Below are 18,051 nucleotides of genomic sequence, written 5' to 3'. Positions count from 1 at the left end.
CGGGTTTTCTTTTCACCCGTCAATCGGCCCATTCCGGATCGGTGGTGAAGGCGATGGTCAACCAGCGATCCGGCCCCTCGTCGCCGATCGCCGCGCCGACCTCATTGCGGATATCATCCCATTCCTGCAGCTTCTTGGCCGGAAAATCCTCCGGAGCGATGAAAAAGAGCTCGATCTGCCGGCCGCGACCGACCCTTGCGACATAGGCCCGATGGGAGAGAAAGCCATACCGCTCGACGATGGTCTTCGCGACCGTATCGACGTGGCTCTTCAGGTCGGACGGGGTCACCAGCAGGATATCGGCCAGTGCCTGGCGGATCGTGCCGGCCGGAATGGGAATAATGACGAGGCAGACGAGCGCCAGTGCCAAGGGGTCGATATAGGGCGATAGCCACTCATAGGCCGAGCCCTGGATGAGAAAACCGAAGACGAAGGCGATGAGCAGAGCGCCGGTCAGTCCCGCCGACATCATCCAGGCCTTGGCGTCGAGGGCGACGAAATCGGACTGGATCGTGCGGTTGGCCCGACTGGCCATGATCGCCATCGCGGTGGTGACGGCAAGCGTGACGACGGCATAGAGGATCGCCTGGTCGAAGTCGAGCGGCCGGCCACCGTCCAGAAGGCTGCTGACGGCATTGATCAGTGCGTAGATCGCCGCGCCCGTCAGCAGGATGCCGTTGAGGCCGAGCACCATGGGTTCGAGGTGCCAGAAGCCCATGGTGAAATGCTTGACCAGCCGGCCCTTGCCGGCCCCACCGGCCGCCGAGGCAGCGATCAGGTTCGAGACGAGCAGGGCAATCACCGTCATGACAGCATCCGTCAACGCATAGACACCATCGAAAATGATGGCGAAGGAGCCTGAGAGAATGCCGAAAAGGATGCCGACGCCGGCCAGGAGGATGGTGACCAGGATGGAAATGCGCAGAAGCCCCTGTTCCGTCTTCATGGCCGGTCCTTTCCGTTGTTCGAGGGTGCCTTCGGCTTATAGCCGGCACCTCGGACAAATTCCATCTTCTGCATGATCCGGATTTACACATTTAATTTTCTAATGCCCCCGGCCCCTGCTAGTTTGCCGCCATGAACCAACGGGAACGCGCATGCTGAAACTTGCCCTGCTGTCGGCCTGGCTCTTCCTTGCCGCCCTCTGCCCTCCCCTTCTTGCCGCTGAAAACACCATGGATACGCAACTGCACAAGGCCGCCGCGGCAGACAACGTCGCCGCCATCAAGACGCTGCTCGCCAAGGGTGCGGACATCGACGCGCGCGACACCAGCGGTGCGACGGCACTGCTCGTCGCCACGCATGGCAACAAGGTGAACGCCGCACGCGCGCTGATCGAGGCCGGCGCCGACGTCAACGCCAAGGACGACATCAGCGACAGCCCCTATCTCTATGCCGGGGCACGCGGCCATCTCGAAATTCTCAAGCTGACGCTCGCCCACGGCGCTGATCTCAAGAGCATCAACCGCTATGGCGGCACCGCCATCATTCCGGCTGCCGAACGCGGCCATGTCGAGACCGTCGAGGCGCTGATCAAGGCCGGCACCGACGTCGACCACGTCAACCGCCTCGGCTGGACGGCACTCCTGGAAGCAATCATCCTCGGCGATGGCGGCCCACGCCACGTCAAGATCGTCGCATTGCTGATCGCCGCCGGCGCCAAGATCGAGCTTGCCGACAATGACGGCGTCAGCCCGCTGCAGCACGCCCGCGGCCGCGGCTATGACTAGATCGCCGCGCTGCTGGAAAAGGCCGGCGCGAAGAAATAAGGGGCGGCCAACGCCCGCTGAGACCACCGGAAACACTCAACCAAAGGGCCTGAGACGATGCAACGAAGCTATTACTCCTCCCTCGGCGGCCACCCCCCGCAGAGCGACCTCCTGACCGGCCGCGCCGTCTTCACCGAGGCCTATGCTGTGATCCCCAAGGGGGTGATGCAGGACATCGTCACCAGCTTCCTGCCCTTCTGGAACGACACGCGCTGCTGGGTCATCGCTCGCCCGCTTTCCGGCTTTGCCGAGACCTTTTCACAATATGTCATGGAAGTGGCGCCGGGTGGCGGCAGCGACCGACCGGAACAGGATCCCGAGGCCGAGGGCGTGCTCTTCGTCGTCGATGGCGAGGTGGAACTGACGCTGCCGACCGGCAAACACACGCTGCAACAAGGCGGTTACGCCTTCCTGCCGCCAGCCCTGAAATGGTCGCTGCACAACCGCTCGGGCGCCCATGCCCGCGTCCACTGGATCCGCAAGGCCTATGAGGCCGTCGATGGCCTTGCTCATCCCGAGCCGCTGATCCTCAACGAAAGGGACATCACCCCGAACGCGATGCCCGGCACAAACGGGGGATGGGCGACAACGCGCTTCGTCGATCCGAACGACCTGCGCCACGACATGCATGTGACGATCGTCACGCTGATGCCCGGCGCCGTCATTCCTTTTGCGGAAACCCATGTCATGGAGCACGGCCTCTATGTGCTGCAGGGCAAGGCCGTCTACCGCCTCAACCAGGACTGGGTGGAAGTGGAAGCCGGTGACTTCATGTGGCTGCGCGCCTTCTGCCCGCAGGCCTGCTATGCCGGCGGCCCCGAGCCATTCCGCTACCTGCTCTACAAGGACGTCAACCGCCACATGAACCTGCGCCCGTTCGGCAGCCGCCGTTAGGTCCGACGCCCCGCGACGAGAAAACCCGCGCTGCATCCGGCGCGGGTTTTTTCGTTCACGGCATGAATGGCATCGCCGCCGAATAGTGCCGAGGATCGAAGCGCAGATAGAGCAGTGCCGTTGCAAGCACGCAGCCGAGATGCAGCACCCAGCCCGCCGCAAAGCCACCCGTCCAGTCATGCAGCAACGCCATCGCATAGGGGCCGAGTGCGGCGATGAGAAAGCCCCCGCCCTGCATCAGCGCGGCAAGCGCACCGGCCTGTTCGGGCCGCGGCAGGTGGTCGAGCGCCGTGACGATGGCAAGCGCGAAGCTGCCACCAAGGCCCGTGCCACACAGCCCGGCCCACACGGCCGGCGCCATGCCGGGAAGACAGGCAAGGCCGAAGAAGCCGACAGCCTGGAAAAAGATCGTCAGCCAAAGCCAGCGGCGACGGTCGACATTGCGGCGCGCCAGGATGGGAAGGCCAAGCGCCGCGACGGCCTGGCAGACCGCCATGACCGCGACGAGATTGCTGCTGTCGGCGCTCGTCCAGCCCTGTGCCTGGTAATAGGGTGCAAGCCAGGCGATCAGCGAGGAATAGCCGGCATTGATCAGCCCGAAGGCGCCCATCAGCACCCAGGTCCGCGGCCGGCACAGGAGCCGACGCGTCAGCGTCCCATCGGGCCGGCTCGCTTTCACGTCGGACAGGATGCGCCAGGATGCGGCGAGCGCGACGGCAACCGGCAACGCCAGCCAGGCAAGCGCCGCCCGCCAGCTATAGCCGGCATGCACGAGCACCGGCATCATCCGCGCCCCGAAAGCGCCGCCAGCCATGATCATCGCCGAATAGAGCCCTGTCACGACAGGCACGCTCGTCGGAAAGCGTGCCTTGATGATGCCGGGAAAGGCAGCCTGGATGAAAGCGACGCCGACGCCACAGAGCGCCGCCGTCACGATCAGCGACGGGCCATCCCCTGCAACGAGGCGCAGCGCCGAGCCAGCGAAAAGCACGGTCAGCGCAATCAGCAAGCCACGCCGGGCACCCAGCCGCACCAGAAGACCCGGTGCGACAAAGGCGCCGAGGCCCATCAGAAGCATGGGGAGGAGCGTCAGCATGGCGATGCCGCCAAGACCGAGGCCGGTATCCGCACCGATCTCCGCAAGGATCGGGGCCGGAGCCGCCAGGAAGGGCCTGAGATTGAGGCCGATCAGGACCACCAGTGCAAGCATTGCCCAATCGCGGCCGGAGCGCGTATCCGTCATGGTTCGACTTTCGTGCTGAAAAGACAGGCCGAGGCACAGGCATCAACCCTCGCCTATCGCTATCACTGGCTTGAATCATGCGCAAATTAGATGTTTAGATAGCTGCCATTCCGATTTTCGATGGAGACCCCGTGCTCGATCCGCGCCTGCTCCGGGCTTTCGTGGCAATTGCCGATGCCGGCAGCTTCACTGCCGCGGCCGACCGTCTGCACATGACTCAATCGACGATGAGCCAGCAGATCGCCCGTCTCGAGGAGGCGATCGGCCGGGAGCTGGTTGATCGCGCCGCGCGACCCGTGCGCCTGACGGTGACCGGCGAGCGCCTGCTCGGCCACGCCCGGCGCATCCTCACGCTGCAGACCGAGGTGCTGGCACTGGTCGCCGAGACCTCCGGCACCACTTCGGTGCGTATCGGCATGCCCGACGACATCGCAACGCCCGAAATGGCCCACGCCTTCGCGGCCTTCGCCAAGCGCCACAAGGAGGCGCGTCTCGACGTCACCACGGGGCTGCGTGCGGACCTCACGCGGCGCTATCGTTCCGGTGAACTCGATATCGTCGTGCTCAAGGAGGACACGCCGAGCGCCGACAGCTGGGCAAGTTTCGAAGAGCCGATCGCCTGGTTCGCCGCGCTGGACGCACCAGCGGACTTGCCCGATCCCGTGCCGCTCGTCACCTTCCCGCCCGGCGGGCTTTATCGCGATGCCATGTTCGACAGGCTGGAGCGAGAGCGGCAGCGCTGGTATGTCGCCTTCACCTCTGCCAGCCTGCGCAACGTGCTGATGGCTATCGAGGCCGGCCTCGGCCTCTCGCTGCTGCCCGTCGATGCGGCAAAGGGTTGGCGGGTAAAACGCTTTGCCGATTTCCCGCCTGAGCCACCGGTCGTCGCCTCACTTTATTCCTGGGAGCGGAACGGCATCGTCGGTGAACTCGCAAGCGAGGTTCTCGACATCCTCAAGCGGCATTTTGCCCGTGAAAGGAACTCCATCGCCTAGCAGAAAGCGCTCGCTGCCCGGCCTGTTTTTTATCTGCTGCGGAGAACGGATCGGGCATCCGGCACACTCTGAAAATTGCGTTGGAACAATTCGGGGGTATCTGCGTTTTCTGGGCGAGAAAACGCACATTTCAGGACCCCATGACCCGCCCTTCCTCCACCTACCGCCTGCAGTTCCGAAACGGCATGGACTTCGCGAGGGCACGTCAGTTGGTGCCCTATCTCCAGCATCTGGGCATCAGTCATCTGCACGCTTCGCCGGTGATGACGGTGGTGAAGGGATCGCCCCATGGCCGCGATGTCATCGATCCCAATGCTGTCGATCCTGCCCTCGGCGGCCTCGATGGCCTTCGCCAGCTTGCCGGCGATCTGAAGGCGAAAGGCCTAGGCCTCATCCTCGACATCGCACCGAACCACGTGGCCGCAAGCCTTGAAAACCCCTGGTGGCACAGCGTCCTCACCTGGGGAAAGGAAAGTCCGTTTTCCGGGCATTTCGATATCGACTGGTCGGAAAAACTGACCCTGCCCATACTCGACAGGGATTTCGCGGCGGAAGCCGCGAGCGGCAGGATCCGCCTCGCGCTGGATCCGGAGCGAGGCGTCCTGTCGCTGTGCTACCGCGGCGACTTCTATCCCCTGCATCCCGAGACAGGCCCGCAAGCTCTCGCAGCACGCGGCGACGACCTCCTGCTGATCGCCGCCCCGACAGCAGCCTTCGAGGGTGCCGCTGCCAGCACGCGTGCCGTCATCGACGAGAAGGAGGTCGTGGCGCGCATACTTGCCGAAATCTCGCACGATCCGGGGCGAATCACGGCCATCCACGAGGCACAGCCCTGGCGGCTGGTGGAACGAAAGACGGCGCGCCGACAGGCCGGCTACCGACGACTGTCCCGATCCGCAGACCTTGTCGGACTGCGCCTCGACGACACCAGGGTCTTTGACGACAGCCACCGGCTGATCATCGACCTCGTGCGCGAAGGCACGGTGGACGGGCTGGCGATCCTTCACATCGACGGGTTCAGCGATCCGCGTGCCTATCTGGAACGGCTGCGCGCCGCCGTCGGTTCGGCCTATCTGATCGTCGACAAGCGCCTTGCAGGCAGCGAGCGGCTGGCGGCGGAATGGCCGGTTCACGGCACGACCGGCGGCGAAATCATCACCGCACTCACCGGCATGATGGCCTGCCGTCCCGGCGAGGCATCCGGCCCCGGCAACGATGGCCTGCGAGCGGAAACGGTCCGGGAGGCCTGCAAGCGGCAGATCCTCACGAGGGACCTGGAGAGCGAGACGGCACAGCTGACCCTCCTTGCAAAGGCTCTCGCCGACCGATCCCATGCCGACCTCTCCCGCAGCTCGCTTGCCGAGGCGATCCGCGCCTTGATCATCGCCCTGCCCGTCGCACGGACATACGCAACCGCCACGCATATCAGCGAACGCGACCGCGAGATCATCGCAACGGCCCGACAGCAGGCCCAGGAGGGAAACCGACCGGAGGTCCGCGAGGCAATCGACTTCATCTGGGAACTGCTGGCCGACGACCGGATCGCGGTTACTCTTGCAGGCTGCACCGAGTTTCGCGCGCGTTTCCAACAATTGAGCGGCTGCGTTGCGGCAAGAGTGCCTGACGACGCGCTTCTCTCAACGGACACCGGCAGCACTGCGCGCGACGGATTGCCGGACGGCCCCGCGGCGTTTCACGCATCCATGCGGGCCCGCGCAGAAGCCATGCCGCACGGCCTGTCCGCTGTCGCCCCGTTCGGCGCTGCCTGTGGCGGAGACACCAGAGCCCGGCTCCACGCCCTCGCAGAGGCGCCGGACCTCTGGCACACAGCGACGGGGCGCTGGTCTGCCCTCGGCGCCGCCGTGATCCGCGACCCGGCCGGCGGGACCGCACCGGAGCCGGATACGGAACGGCTGCTTTACAATGCAATCGCAGCCATCTGGCCGGTCGCGGGGCTTGAGGACAGCGCGGCCATCCGGTCCCTTGCCGCCGATCTAAAGGTTTTCGTGCAAAGCCAGAGGCATGTCAGCCCGCAAGGCCGGCTGCCGGGCACCCATCCTGCGCGGGCGCTTGCCGGTCTCATCGAAGGCCTGTTCGGCAATGACGCTTTCCTGCGCGATCTAGACGCGACACTGCCGCCCTTTATCGATGCCGGGCTGATGAACGCCCTTGCACAGACGCTGATCAAACTGACCATGCCGGGCGTTCCGGATATAAGGCAGGGCAGCGAGCGCGGCGACTTTTCCTTGCGGAAGGCTGGGCACCGCGTGTTCATGCTGCCATCCGGCATCCTGTCGGAAAAGCGGCCCGCGACAAGGACTGCCTTCGCCTCCTACAAGCAATGGCTGGTGGCAACCGTGCTCGCCACACGAATGAAACATCCCGAAGGTCCGTTCGCCGGCCCTTACCTTCCACTCGACCTTTCGGATGGCGGCGCGCAAGCTCTCGCCTTCCTGCGTGGCGCCCCACAGGCGTTTGCCATTACCGTGGCGCCGCGCCACACTTTCGGCAAGACGCATCCCGGCAGCCTGCACCTGACGGAGGACGCGATGCGCGGCATTTCCATCACCATTCCCGACCGCTTCTACGGGCGCACCGTGCAATCCGTACTCGATGGCCGAAAATTGGTTCTGGGTGGCGAAATGCCGCTCACCGAAGCCCTTGCTGGGGAGCCTGTCGCTCTCTTCGTCAGCGCCTAAAGCACTCTCGCCAAGGCGGCCAGGGGCGAACAGAGGCTTGGAGTCCGTCAGCTTTATACTGATATGAGGGACCCTAGGATTCTTTGTTTTCGTTTGTCCTTTCGGGAAAACCGGGCTTCATTTTTCCCTGACAAACCCTAGCGGATCTCCCGCGCCAGCGTCTGAAGCCGCGTGAAGGCATCGTAGCGCTCCGTGTGCAGAGCCGCGATATCGGCACCGGCCGGCTGGTAGGTGCGGTCGGTCGCCGAAAGGGCTGCCATTGCCGCTCGCACATCCGGGAAGGCGCCCGCGGCGACGCTTCCGAGAATGGCGGCACCCAGCAGCACCGGCTCCTCCGCCCGTGTCGCAAGCAAGGCCTTGCCGGTTGCATCGGACAGGAGCTGGCGAACGAGATCGAGCTGGCCCGCACCACCGCTGATCACGATCCTGTCAATGGGCGCACCGGCCGTCGCCTGCGCGTCGATGATCTGGCGCAAGCCATAGCCAATGCCGCAAAGCCCGGCGATATAGAGCGAGACGAGATTGGCAAGGTCACGCTCCATGCCGAGGCCGACGATCGCCGCGCGGGCGTGCGGATCGGCGAAGGGCGCGCGATTGCCGAGAAATTCAGGCACGACATGTACGCCATCCGCCAGCTCTGCCGCGGCTGAAAGCGTCGGCACGTTCTCTGCAGCAAGCCCCGCCAGGAAGGCCGGCAAGGAAAGGCCCCGTACCTTCGCCAGCGCAGCGGCTTCGCCCGCCGCCGGGTGGAAGGAGAGAAGCTGCTCGATGGCAGCGCCGGCCGCCGATTGCCCACCCTCGTTCAACCACATGCCCGGCACCATGGCAGAATAATATGGCCCCCAGACACCCGGCACGAAGACCGGCTCTCGAGTCGAGGTCATGGTGCAGGAGGACGTGCCGAAGACATAGCCGAGATTGTTTTCCGGCGGGCCATCGACCCCAACCGTGCCGATGCCGCCCGCATGGGCATCGATCATGCCGGCACCGACCGGTGTACCCACGGCAAGACCGAGCTCTGCCGCCGCCTTTGCCGTCAGGCCGCTGCCAAGCGGCGTGCCCGGCTCGACGACGCGTTGGCCGATACGGACAAAATCCTCATCTGCGAGCAGACCGAGGCCGATGTCATGGAAATAGCTCGGATCCCACCGCTTTTCGTGCGCAAGATAGGTCCATTTGCAGGTCACAGTGCAGGTAGAACGCGCAAGGTCGTCCGTCGCGCGCCAGGTCAGGAAGTCTGCAAGGTCGAAAAACTGCCAGGCAGCATCGAAGACCTGCGGACGATTTTCCTTGAGCCACAGCAGCTTCGGCGTTTCCATCTCCGGTGAGATGATGCCGCCGACATAGCGCAACACCTCGTGCCCCTTGGCGTTGATGCGCTCGACCTGTTCGACCGCCCTGTGGTCCATCCAGACGATGATGTCGCGCTGCGGATCTTCCGAAGGGCCGACGGGTAGCGGCTTGCCCCCATCTCCAAGCACGACCAGCGAACACGTCGCGTCGAAGCCGAGACTGATGATCTGCTCGGGCGCAACGCCGGCCTTGGCGACGGCTTCACGCACCGAAGCGCAGACGGCGGCCCAGATCTCCGTGCTCGACTGCTCGACCATCGCACCCGGCTCGCGGAACAGCGAAATGTCGCGTTTTCCCGAGGCCAGCATGCGCCCGGTCATGTCGAAGAGGCCGGCTCGGGCGCTTCCGGTGCCGACATCGACGCCGACAAGGTAGCGTTCGCCGCCCGCGGGACGTGCGGAGGAAGGAGTGTTCATGGGTCTACCGCCTGCAATCGGAAATTCTTCGGGCAGGCGGCCACAAGCCGCCTGCGGGTTTTGCTTCAGAGATCGACGCTGTTCGGCAGGATCACCAGGTCACGGATCGTGACATTGCGCGGCCGGGTCAGCATGAAGAGCACGGCATCGGCCACCTCCTTCGGCTGCATCAGGCTGCCATTGGCGAGCGCTTCGTCCATCTTCTCCTTCGGCCAGTCATCGAGCAGCGCCGTCACAACCGGTCCCGGCAGCACCGCGCCGACACGCACGCCATGTTGTGCCACCTGCCGGCGCGTCGAATGCACGAAGGCCTGTACCGCGAATTTCGAGGCCGTGTAGATCGGCTCCCAGACGACGGGCACGACACCTGCAATCGACGAGGTGAAGAGGATATCACCGGTCTTCTTCCCGATCATGTAGGGCAGAACTGCGTGGACCGAGCGGAAGGCCGCGTTGATGTTGAGGTTCAGCATGCGGTCCCAGGCGTCGGGGTCACCCTCTGCCACCGGCCCGCCGATATAGGCACCGGCATTGGCGTGGAAGATGTCAAGCCCGCCGGCAATCTCCAGGATACGAGGCATCATGCCCGAAACGTCGGCGGGATCCAGGAGATCGACGACGAACGGCAGGGCATTGGGGCCGAGCTCCTTGCAGAGCTGTTCCAGCTTGTCCTTCGCGCGGTCGACGAGCACCACCTTCGCGCCTTCGGCAAGGAGGGTCCTGGCGCATTCCAGGCCGATGCCGGAGGCGGCACCGGTGATGGCGGCAATCTTGCCCTTCATGAGGTCAGCCATATCGAAAACTCCATTCAAAAATTATGCACGGCCGTGGCTGACGCGTGAGCGTCGGGCGAGCGAATCGACGATGACGGCGATGGCGAGAACGCCCCCGGTGATCATGTAGCGCAGCGATGACGAGAGATTGAGCAGCGTCAGGCCGTTCGAGATCGCCTGGATGACGATGATGCCGAGCAGGGCCGAATAGGCGCTGCCGCGACCACCGAAGAGGCTGGTACCGCCGATAACCGCCGCGGCGATCGCGTTGAGGTTGACGTCGCCCGTGCCGGCCTGCTGGCTGGAGGAGGCAAGCCGCGAAGCCGAGAGGATGCCGCCGAGCGCGGCCAGCGTCGAGCAAAGCATGAAGGCGCTCATATAGATGCGGCGCACGTTGATGCCCGAGCGGCGCGCCGCCTCCTTGTTGCCGCCGACGGCGAACATCGAGCGGCCCCATTTGGTGCGCGTCAGCGCATAGTTGAGGACAACGGCGAGCGCGATGAAGAGCGCGAACATCCACGGGATGCCGCGGCCGAGATTGAGATAGAAGACGGCGATCTCCAGCGCTGCCGTCAGCACAACGGCCTTGAGGATCAGCGCCCGCATCGGCTGGGCGGAGAGGTTCGCCGCAAGACGCTGCGTGCGGGTGCGAAGGCCGCGGCCGATCATCACCAGGCCGGGAACCAGCGCCAGGGTGTAGGACAGCCAGTCGGGCATGATCAGGATCTGGCCGAAACGCACCAGCGAGGATGCATAGGGCAGATTGATCGAGCCGGTCGGGCCGAGAATGAAGAGCTGCAGGCCGAGCAGCGCCAGCAGACCTGCGAGCGTGGCGACGAAGCTCGGCATGCCCAGCCGGTTGTAGAGCGTCGCATAAAGAAGGCCGACGCCCGCACCGACGACAAGTGCGGCAAGGATGGCCCCGACGATCGGCCAGCCCTGATTGACCCAGAGGACGCCCACCATGGCGGAAGCAAGACCGCTCATCGAGCCCACCGAAAGATCGATCTCGCCAAGAACGAGCACGCAGACGATGCCGAGCGAGATGACGCCGACGGTGGCGCAATCGAACAACAGGTTCACAAGATTGTTCGGCGCGTGGAAAATCGGATTCAGGGCGGAAAAGACGACGGAGATGACGACGAGGCCGACGGCGACCGGCAACATACCGAGATCGCCGGAGCGTACGCGGTCGATGAACCCGCGTGCCATGGCGGACAGGCTGTCGTCGTGGCGCACGCGCTCGTCGCTGCGGTCGAGCGTCGGCTGGGAGGGATTCTGGCTCATGCGGCGCCCCCGTGATTTTCCTGGATGTGAGACTTGCGTTCGGCGCGGCGCGAGACGGAATTGTCGGTCGCGCCTGTGATGGCGGAAACGAGCTCCTGATTGGAGGAGTCGGGCGTGAAGACACCGTTGTTGCGCCCGAGCCGGAGCACGACGATGCGGTCGGCGACGGCGCGCACGTCCTCCATGTTGTGGCTGATGATGATGACGCCGAGGCCGCGATCGCGCACGCGCTCGATGAGGTTCAGCACCTCCGCCGTCTGCGCGACGCCGAGCGCGGCGGTCGGCTCGTCCAGCATGATGAGCTTCGGATTGAGCAGCAGCGAGCGGGCGATGGCGACCGTCTGGCGCTGGCCGCCGGAAAGCGAGGCGATCGGCTCGCGCACCGAGGGGATGCGCGCGGCAAGCTCGCGCAGCAGCGTCCAGGCGCGCACTTCCATCGCCACTTCGTCGAGCGCCCAGGGCGACAGCTCGTGGCCGAGATAGAGATTGGCGACGACATCGAGGTTTTCGCACAGTGCGAGGTCCTGGAAGACGGTGGCGATGCCCAGGTCCAGCGCCTTGGCCGGGCTGTCGAGCGTCACCTGTCGGCCGCAGAATTCGATCGTGCCCGAGGACGGCTGATGCACGCCGGCAAGCACCTTGACCAGTGTCGACTTGCCGGCGCCATTGTCGCCAACCAGCGCGACCACTTCGCCGGCCTTCACGTCGAGCTCGATGTCCGTCAATGCGGAAACGGCCCCGAAATTCTTCGATACGCCGCTGAGACGCAGCACGGATTCTCCCTTGGAGGGAGCATTTTGAAGCGTGGCTGTCATGGCCCGGAACCTTCAGACTGACCTTTCGACGGCAGGAAATGTCCGGCCGCCTTGTGCGGCCGGACACAGATGGCGGCGCTTACTGGATGATGCCCAGTTTGCGGCAACCTTCAACATACTCGCCGGTGCAGACCTCTTCCGGCTTGTTGATGCCCTTGTCGAAGATCTCGGCCTTGATGTTCTCCGCCGTCACGACCGCCGGAACGAAAAGCTGTGAGGGCGTTTCGTAGAGCTTGTGCGTCGCTTCCGGCGTCTCGCCCTTGAGGAGCTTGACGGCGACATTCGCCGCCGCTGCCGCAACGATTTCCGAAGGCTTGGAGATCGTGTTGTACTGGTCGCCGGAGATGATGAGCTGGAGCGCCGCGATGGTCGCGTCGTTGCCCGTCACCGGCGGCATTTCCTTGACGCCGGCCGCCTTCAGTGCCGCGATCGCGCCGCCGCCCGTGCCGTCATTGGCCGCGACGATGCCCTTGATCTCCTCGCCGAAGCGAGTGATCTGGCCAGCCGCCCATTCCTGCGCCTTCGGCGGCGCCCAGTCCGGCGTGTCGAATTCGGCGAGCGTCTTGTAGGGCGAGGCGTCGAGGGCGGAATCGATGCCGTCGCGGATGAGCCCGGCGGCCGCATCGGTCGGCGAGCCGTTGATCTGCAGCACGCCGGCACCATCGGGAACACCCTTCGCCTTCAGGTGATCGACAAGCGACTGCGCAATGGCCTTGCCGATGCCTTCATTGTCGAAGGAGACGTAATAGTCGGCCGGCTTGTCCGGGATCGGGCGGTCATAGGCGATGACCTTGACGTCCTGCGACTGGGCGATCTCGACGAGGGCAGCGGCAGCGGCGGAATCAACAGGGTCGAGCACGACGACCTTGGCACCCTGCGCGATCACCGAGTTGAATTGCTGCTGCTGGAGCGCGACGTCGGCATTGGCGTTCTGGTAGATCACCGTGCAGCTCGGGCACAGCTTTTCCATCTCGGCCTTGAAGCCGGGATAGTCATGCTGCTCGTAACGGGTCGAAGCCTGGTCGGGCATCAGGAAGGCAACGGTCGCGCCCTCCTGGGCAAAGGCGGCGCTGCCGAGCGACAGGACGAGGCCGGTCGAGGCGAGCAAATGGGTAAGCGTCTTCATTGGGTTCCTCCACGGTTGATATTTCGCCAGTTCCCTCAAGCCGTCCAGGGCGACAGGACCGACAATCTCCGCGCACCGAATGGGCAAAGATCATCGTTCGCTGCGGCGAGGCCACAACGTCCGGTTCGTCGATGCTCCGTCTGACTCCTCCCTTGGGTCAGCCTTACTGTTCAGGCAACTTCATCGATGGAGCATATCTGCTCAATCGATGAAGCAAGAATTGCCACCAAACACCATTGGTGTCAAGGTGGCTCACGAAACGGAGATGACGTGTGAATAGAACGACGCAGACGAAAAGGACGACGATCTACGATCTGGCGGAGCTGGCAGGCACCTCGGCAAGCGCCGTCAGCGCGGTTTTGAACGGCAACTGGAAGAAGCGGCGCATCAGCGCGAAGCTCGCCGAAAAGATCACGAAACTCGCCGAGGAACAGGGCTATGCGCTCAACATGCAGGCGAGCGTGCTGCGCCGCGAGCGGTCCAAAATCATCGGCATGATCGTGCCGAAATACGACAACCGCTACTTCGCCTCGATCGTCGAGCAATTCGAGATGCTGGCCCGCGCGCGCGGCCTCTTTCCCATCATCACCTGCACGCAGCGCGATCCGGCGCTGGAGGTGGAGGCGGCGCGTGCCATGCTCTCCTACCAGGTCGACTGCCTGATCGCGACGGGCGCCACCGACCCGGACCATATCGTCGACCTCTGCGCTGCCGCGGGCGTACGCACCATCAATCTCGATCTTCCAGGCACGCGCGCGCCCTCCGTCATCTCCGACAATTACGGCGGCGCCTTGGAACTCACACGCCGGGTGCTCGCCAACTGCAAGCGGGAATTCGGTGAAAAAAGCCCCCTGCTCTTCGTCGGCGGCCGCGGCAGCGACCACAACACGATGGAGCGCGTCCGCGGTTTTCGCGATGCGCATGCCGAGGCGGGCGTGACGGTGGATGAGACGCTGGTGATGACCTGCGGCTATGCGCCCGAAAAGGCGGAAAACGCCATGAAGCAGCTCGCCGAGCGCAAAGAGCCACTGCCACGCGGCATGTTCGTCAATTCCACCATCTCGCTGGAAGGCGTCATGCGCTGGATCCGCCGCTCCGGCCGCTATGCCGACCGGGTGCCGCAGCTCGGCTGCTTCGACTGGGACCCCTTCGTCGCCATGCTGGGCGACCATATCGAGATGGTCCGCCAGGACGTCCCCAAAATGCTGGAAGCCGTGTTCGGCATCATCGATTCCGGCGCGACGGACCGCACCGTGGTGCAAATCCCTCCCATCGTCGAAAAGATCGGCTGAGGCAGCGGAAAGCTCAATCCGCCTCGACGACGAGCCGGTATCCGACACCCGGCTCCGTGCGCACGACGGCCGGATGGGTCGGGTCGCGCTCGATCTTCTGGCGAAGCTGGCCGATGAAGACCCGGAGGTAATGCAGGTCCTCGCCATGGGCCGGGCCCCAGACGGAGGTAAGCAGCGTCTTGTGTGTGACGACCCGCCCGGCGTGGCGCGCCAGCAACGTCAGGAGATCGTATTCCTTCGGCGTCAGGCGGATCGCTTCCTCGTCTCGCGACACCAGCCGGCGCACCGTGTCGATGACGAGGCCGTCGGTGACGAGCGTTGCCGGAGGCGCCTCAGACCGCTCGCGGTGACGCAGCGCATTGCGGATGCGGGCGGTAAGCTCGCCGATGCCGAAGGGTTTTTCGATATAGTCGTCGGCGCCGAGGTCGAGGGCGGCGATCTTCTCGCTCTCCCGCTCGCGGGCGGAGAGGATGATGATCGGAATCTGCGTCCAGCCGCGAAGACTGGTAACGACGTCCTTGCCGTCCATGTCCGGCAGGCCGAGATCGAGAATGACGAGGTCGGGCGCTGCCGTTGCCACGGCCTTCAGTGCCTCGCCGCCGGTTGCCGCCTCCACCACGTCATACCCCGCGGCCTTGAGGGCAGGCTTGAGGAACCGCTGGATCTGCGGCTCGTCGTCCACCACCAGAATGCGCTCGTTCATCATGTCGCCTTGCCAGTCCTTGCCTTTTCACCCACCGGGAAGCGGATGACGATGCGGGTGCCCTTCTTCTTCACTGCCGGGCTCTCCGCATGGATCTTGCCGCCCATCGCCTCGATGAAACCACGGGCGATGGATAGGCCGAGACCTGTTCCGGGCGAGCGGCCGTCCGGCTTGCCGCGACGATAGAATTTTTCGAAGACGCGGTCGATCTCCGAGGGCGGAATGCCCCTGCCGAGGTCGGTGACGGAGATGAGGACATCCTGTCCATCCCGCCGCGCATAGACATTGACCGGCTCCTCGCCACCATATTTCACCGCATTGTCGAGCAGGTTGAACAGCACCTGGCCAAGCAGCACGCTGTCGCCCTCGATGAGTGGCAGGTCGGTCGCAATGCCGGTCTCGATCACCTTGCCCGGGAAATACTTGCGCGCCCGCTCGACGGCGGACTGCACGACATCGGAAACGTCCACCCAGTCACCCTTGGGCTTCAACGTGCCGGATTCGATGCGCGTCATGTCGAGCAGGTTGGCGACGAAGCGGCTCATGCGGCTGCCCTCCTCCTCGATCGACTGGAGAAGATCGTTGCGGCTTTCCGCAGTCATGCGCCCGCCGAGTTGGCGCAGGCTTGTGACAGCCCCCATGATGGTGGCGAGCGGCGTCCTGAGGTCGTGCGAGATCGAGGAGAGCAGAGCCTCCCGGTAGCGCTCGCCCTCGATCTTGGCCGCCTGCATCACGCTTTCTTCCGAAAGCCGCGCCCTGTCGAGCGCAATCGCCGTCTGATCGAGGATGGCGGACAGCGCACGCTCCGCATTGAGGTCGAGGCGTTCGTCTCCCAGCTGAATGCCGCACACGCCGACCAGGCCGTGCGGCCCCATCAACGGGCGGAACTCGAAGCGGCTGTTGGGCAGCGTGCCCGTGCCCAAGCCGGCCTTCTCCTGCTTGTCGCAGGTCCAGCGTGCCGCCGTGAAATCAGTGACGTCGAGCTCGGTATCCGGCGGCCAGACCGCGGCGACCTTGAGATCGTTCTTGTCGGGCAGAAGCAACACGATGTTGCGCTTGAGGCTTGCCTGCAGATGCGACACCGCCACCCAGTTCGCATCGTCGGCCTTGCCTGCGGTCGAGAGCTTTCGCGAAAAATCGTAGAGCGATTGCAAAGCCGTGGCGCGCACACGGGCAACTCTCGCCTGCTCCTTGATACGCGAGGCGAAACCGCCGGCGATGATTGCCACCGTCAGGAAGACGAAGAGCGCGAAAACCTCGTGCGGCGCGGTGATCGTGAAGGTGTGCACCGGATCGATGAAGAGAAAATTGTAGGCGAGCGCCGAAAGGAAGGCGGCAATGAAGGCGGAGGCATAACCGCCCAGCACCGCGGCACCGAGAACCGCAAGCAGGAAGAGCAGCGAGATGTTCGGCAATTCGGCAAAGAGATAGACAAGCTTGCCCAACGCCGCCGTGGCGGCCACGAGCGCGAGCGCGACAAGCGCCGACTGCCGGTAGGAGGCGATCGCCGGCATGGCGGGGCGTGCGGGGGCGACCGACTTTTCCTTCCTGTCGGGCGTAACGAAATAGACACCAAGGCCTGCCGCGTTACGCGAGAGCGCATCGGGCAGCGACGGCGAGACGAGCCGTCGCCAGCCGCGGTTGCGCCGGGCGCCGATGACGATCTGCGTCGCGTGCTCGCGGCGCGCCAGCTTCAGGATTTCCTCGACGAAATCGTTGCCGACCACCCGGCGCGTTTCCGCGCCCAGCTGCTCGGCGAGCCGGAACAGCGCCTCGATGCGGTGCAGATGTTCGGTCGTGCCGACCTCCCGGTCCGCCCGCTCTATCGACACGACGATCCACGGCGCGTTGAGGCCGGAGGCGAGCCGGCTCGCCACACGAACCACCTTTTCCGACAATTCGTCCGGCCCGACACAGACAAGCAGGCGTTCGCCGGCCGCCCAGGGCCCTTCGATCGCATGCTGCTTGAGATAGTCGACCATCTGGTCGTCGACCCGGTCTGCCGTGCGCCGCAGCGCAAGCTCGCGCAGCGCCGTCAGGTTGCCGAGCCGGAAGAAGCGGTCAATCGCGCGGCTGGCGCTGTCCGGCAGATAGACCTTGCCCTCCTTCAGCCGCTCGATCAGCTCCGTCGGCGGCAGATCGACGAGCAGGACCTCGTCCGCCTTCTTCAGCATGACATCGGGCACGCGCTCGCGCACCGTGACACCGGTGATCTCCGCGACGAGATCGGCGAGGCTTTCGAGATGCTGGATGTTCAGCGCCGTCCAGACATCGATGCCGGCCGCGATCAGCTCCTCGATATCCTGGTAGCGCTTGGGATGCCGGCTACCTTCGGGATTGGAATGGGCCAGTTCGTCGACGAGCACGATGCGCGGACGGCGGGCGAGCGCACCATCGAGGTCGAACTCCTCCAGTGCACGGCCGCGATGGGTGATCTGTTTGCGCGGCAAAACCTCCAGACCGGCAAGCAATGCGGCGGTTTCCCCGCGCCCGTGGGTCTCGACGAGGCCGACGACGACATCCACGCCCTCTGCCTTGAGACGGCCGGCACGCGACAGCATGGCATAGGTCTTTCCGACGCCGGGAGCTGCGCCCAGAAAAACAGTCAATTTGCCCCGGCGGTCTTTCTCCGCCAGGGCAAGCAATGTGTCGGGATCCGGTCTGCGGCTGTCGTCGTCCGCCATTC

At 64.7% G+C, this 18,051-nt stretch carries 14 protein-coding genes; 5 read left to right on the top strand and 9 right to left on the bottom strand.

Annotated elements, in window-relative coordinates:
- Positions 1 to 19: 19 nt before the first annotated feature.
- Positions 20 to 946 (bottom strand): cation diffusion facilitator family transporter, encoded by a 927-nt coding sequence (locus tag EXZ48_RS00550; protein ID WP_130513990.1) that lies wholly within the window; start codon positions 944 to 946, stop codon positions 20 to 22.
- Between the two features lie 229 nt (positions 947 to 1,175).
- On the opposite strand from EXZ48_RS00550, the gene EXZ48_RS00545 reads away from it, so the two are divergent.
- Positions 1,176 to 1,730 (top strand): ankyrin repeat domain-containing protein, encoded by a 555-nt coding sequence (locus EXZ48_RS00545; protein ID WP_130514216.1) that lies wholly within the window; start codon positions 1,176 to 1,178, stop codon positions 1,728 to 1,730.
- A 96-nt stretch (positions 1,731 to 1,826) separates the two neighbouring features.
- The gene (locus EXZ48_RS00540) at positions 1,827 to 2,663 is read left to right on the top strand and encodes a bifunctional allantoicase/(S)-ureidoglycine aminohydrolase (RefSeq protein WP_130513989.1); all 837 of its coding nucleotides are present in this window, start codon (positions 1,827 to 1,829) and stop codon (positions 2,661 to 2,663) included.
- A gap of 55 nt (positions 2,664 to 2,718) precedes the next feature.
- On the opposite strand, the gene EXZ48_RS00535 is transcribed toward EXZ48_RS00540, so the two are convergent.
- Positions 2,719 to 3,906 carry a cyanate transporter gene (locus tag EXZ48_RS00535; protein ID WP_130513988.1) on the bottom strand — a complete coding sequence of 396 codons (1,188 nt, stop codon included), beginning with the start codon at positions 3,904 to 3,906 and terminating at the stop codon, positions 2,719 to 2,721.
- Positions 3,907 to 4,037: 131 nt separating this feature from the next.
- On the opposite strand from EXZ48_RS00535, the gene EXZ48_RS00530 reads away from it, so the two are divergent.
- Both EXZ48_RS00530 and treY read left to right on the top strand, forming a co-directional pair.
- Positions 4,038 to 4,901: a LysR family transcriptional regulator gene (locus EXZ48_RS00530; protein WP_130513987.1), complete on the top strand. Its 864-nt coding sequence runs from the start codon at positions 4,038 to 4,040 to the stop codon at positions 4,899 to 4,901.
- A 140-nt stretch (positions 4,902 to 5,041) separates the two neighbouring features.
- Positions 5,042 to 7,600, top strand: a complete 2,559-nt coding sequence (gene treY / locus EXZ48_RS00525; RefSeq protein ID WP_130513986.1) for a malto-oligosyltrehalose synthase — start codon at positions 5,042 to 5,044, stop codon at positions 7,598 to 7,600.
- Between the two features lie 137 nt (positions 7,601 to 7,737).
- Here treY and EXZ48_RS00520 read toward each other — a convergent pair whose 3' ends face one another.
- From EXZ48_RS00520 to EXZ48_RS00500, 5 genes are all read right to left on the bottom strand, one after another.
- The gene (locus EXZ48_RS00520; protein WP_130513985.1) at positions 7,738 to 9,369 is read right to left on the bottom strand and encodes an FGGY-family carbohydrate kinase; all 1,632 of its coding nucleotides are present in this window, start codon (positions 9,367 to 9,369) and stop codon (positions 7,738 to 7,740) included.
- Between the two features lie 65 nt (positions 9,370 to 9,434).
- Positions 9,435 to 10,163, bottom strand: coding sequence for an SDR family oxidoreductase (locus EXZ48_RS00515; RefSeq protein WP_130513984.1), 729 nt, complete (start codon positions 10,161 to 10,163; stop codon positions 9,435 to 9,437).
- 21 nt (positions 10,164 to 10,184) lie between these two features.
- Entirely contained in the window at positions 10,185 to 11,429 is a 1,245-nt protein-coding gene (locus EXZ48_RS00510) for a sugar ABC transporter permease (RefSeq protein ID WP_130513983.1), read from the bottom strand.
- Positions 11,426 to 12,244, bottom strand: coding sequence for an ATP-binding cassette domain-containing protein (locus tag EXZ48_RS00505; protein ID WP_130513982.1), 819 nt, complete (start codon positions 12,242 to 12,244; stop codon positions 11,426 to 11,428). Before EXZ48_RS00505 ends, EXZ48_RS00510 begins: the two co-directional genes overlap by 4 nt.
- Positions 12,245 to 12,323: 79 nt before the next feature.
- Positions 12,324 to 13,370, bottom strand: a complete 1,047-nt coding sequence (locus tag EXZ48_RS00500; RefSeq protein ID WP_130513981.1) for a sugar ABC transporter substrate-binding protein — start codon at positions 13,368 to 13,370, stop codon at positions 12,324 to 12,326.
- A gap of 272 nt (positions 13,371 to 13,642) precedes the next feature.
- Between EXZ48_RS00500 and EXZ48_RS00495 the strand changes: the two genes are divergently transcribed.
- Positions 13,643 to 14,662: a LacI family DNA-binding transcriptional regulator gene (locus EXZ48_RS00495; protein WP_130513980.1), complete on the top strand. Its 1,020-nt coding sequence runs from the start codon at positions 13,643 to 13,645 to the stop codon at positions 14,660 to 14,662.
- A 13-nt stretch (positions 14,663 to 14,675) separates the two neighbouring features.
- Here the strand turns inward: EXZ48_RS00495 and EXZ48_RS00490 are convergent, their stop codons facing one another.
- Both EXZ48_RS00490 and EXZ48_RS00485 read right to left on the bottom strand, forming a co-directional pair.
- A complete protein-coding gene (locus tag EXZ48_RS00490) occupies positions 14,676 to 15,368 on the bottom strand; it encodes a response regulator (RefSeq protein ID WP_050743669.1) in 693 nt (230 codons plus the stop codon).
- On the bottom strand, positions 15,365 to 18,049 hold the full coding sequence (locus tag EXZ48_RS00485) for a sensor histidine kinase KdpD (RefSeq protein WP_130513979.1): 2,685 nt from the start codon (positions 18,047 to 18,049) through the stop codon (positions 15,365 to 15,367). The genes EXZ48_RS00490 and EXZ48_RS00485 overlap by 4 nt, the downstream gene beginning before the upstream one ends.
- Positions 18,050 to 18,051: the final 2 nt, after the last annotated feature.

The organism is Shinella sp. JR1-6, assembly GCF_004284735.1.
Lineage (GTDB): Bacteria > Pseudomonadota > Alphaproteobacteria > Rhizobiales > Rhizobiaceae > Shinella.
Note: the sequence above shows the minus strand (reverse complement) of the source record. Positions and strands in the feature narration are given on the sequence as shown.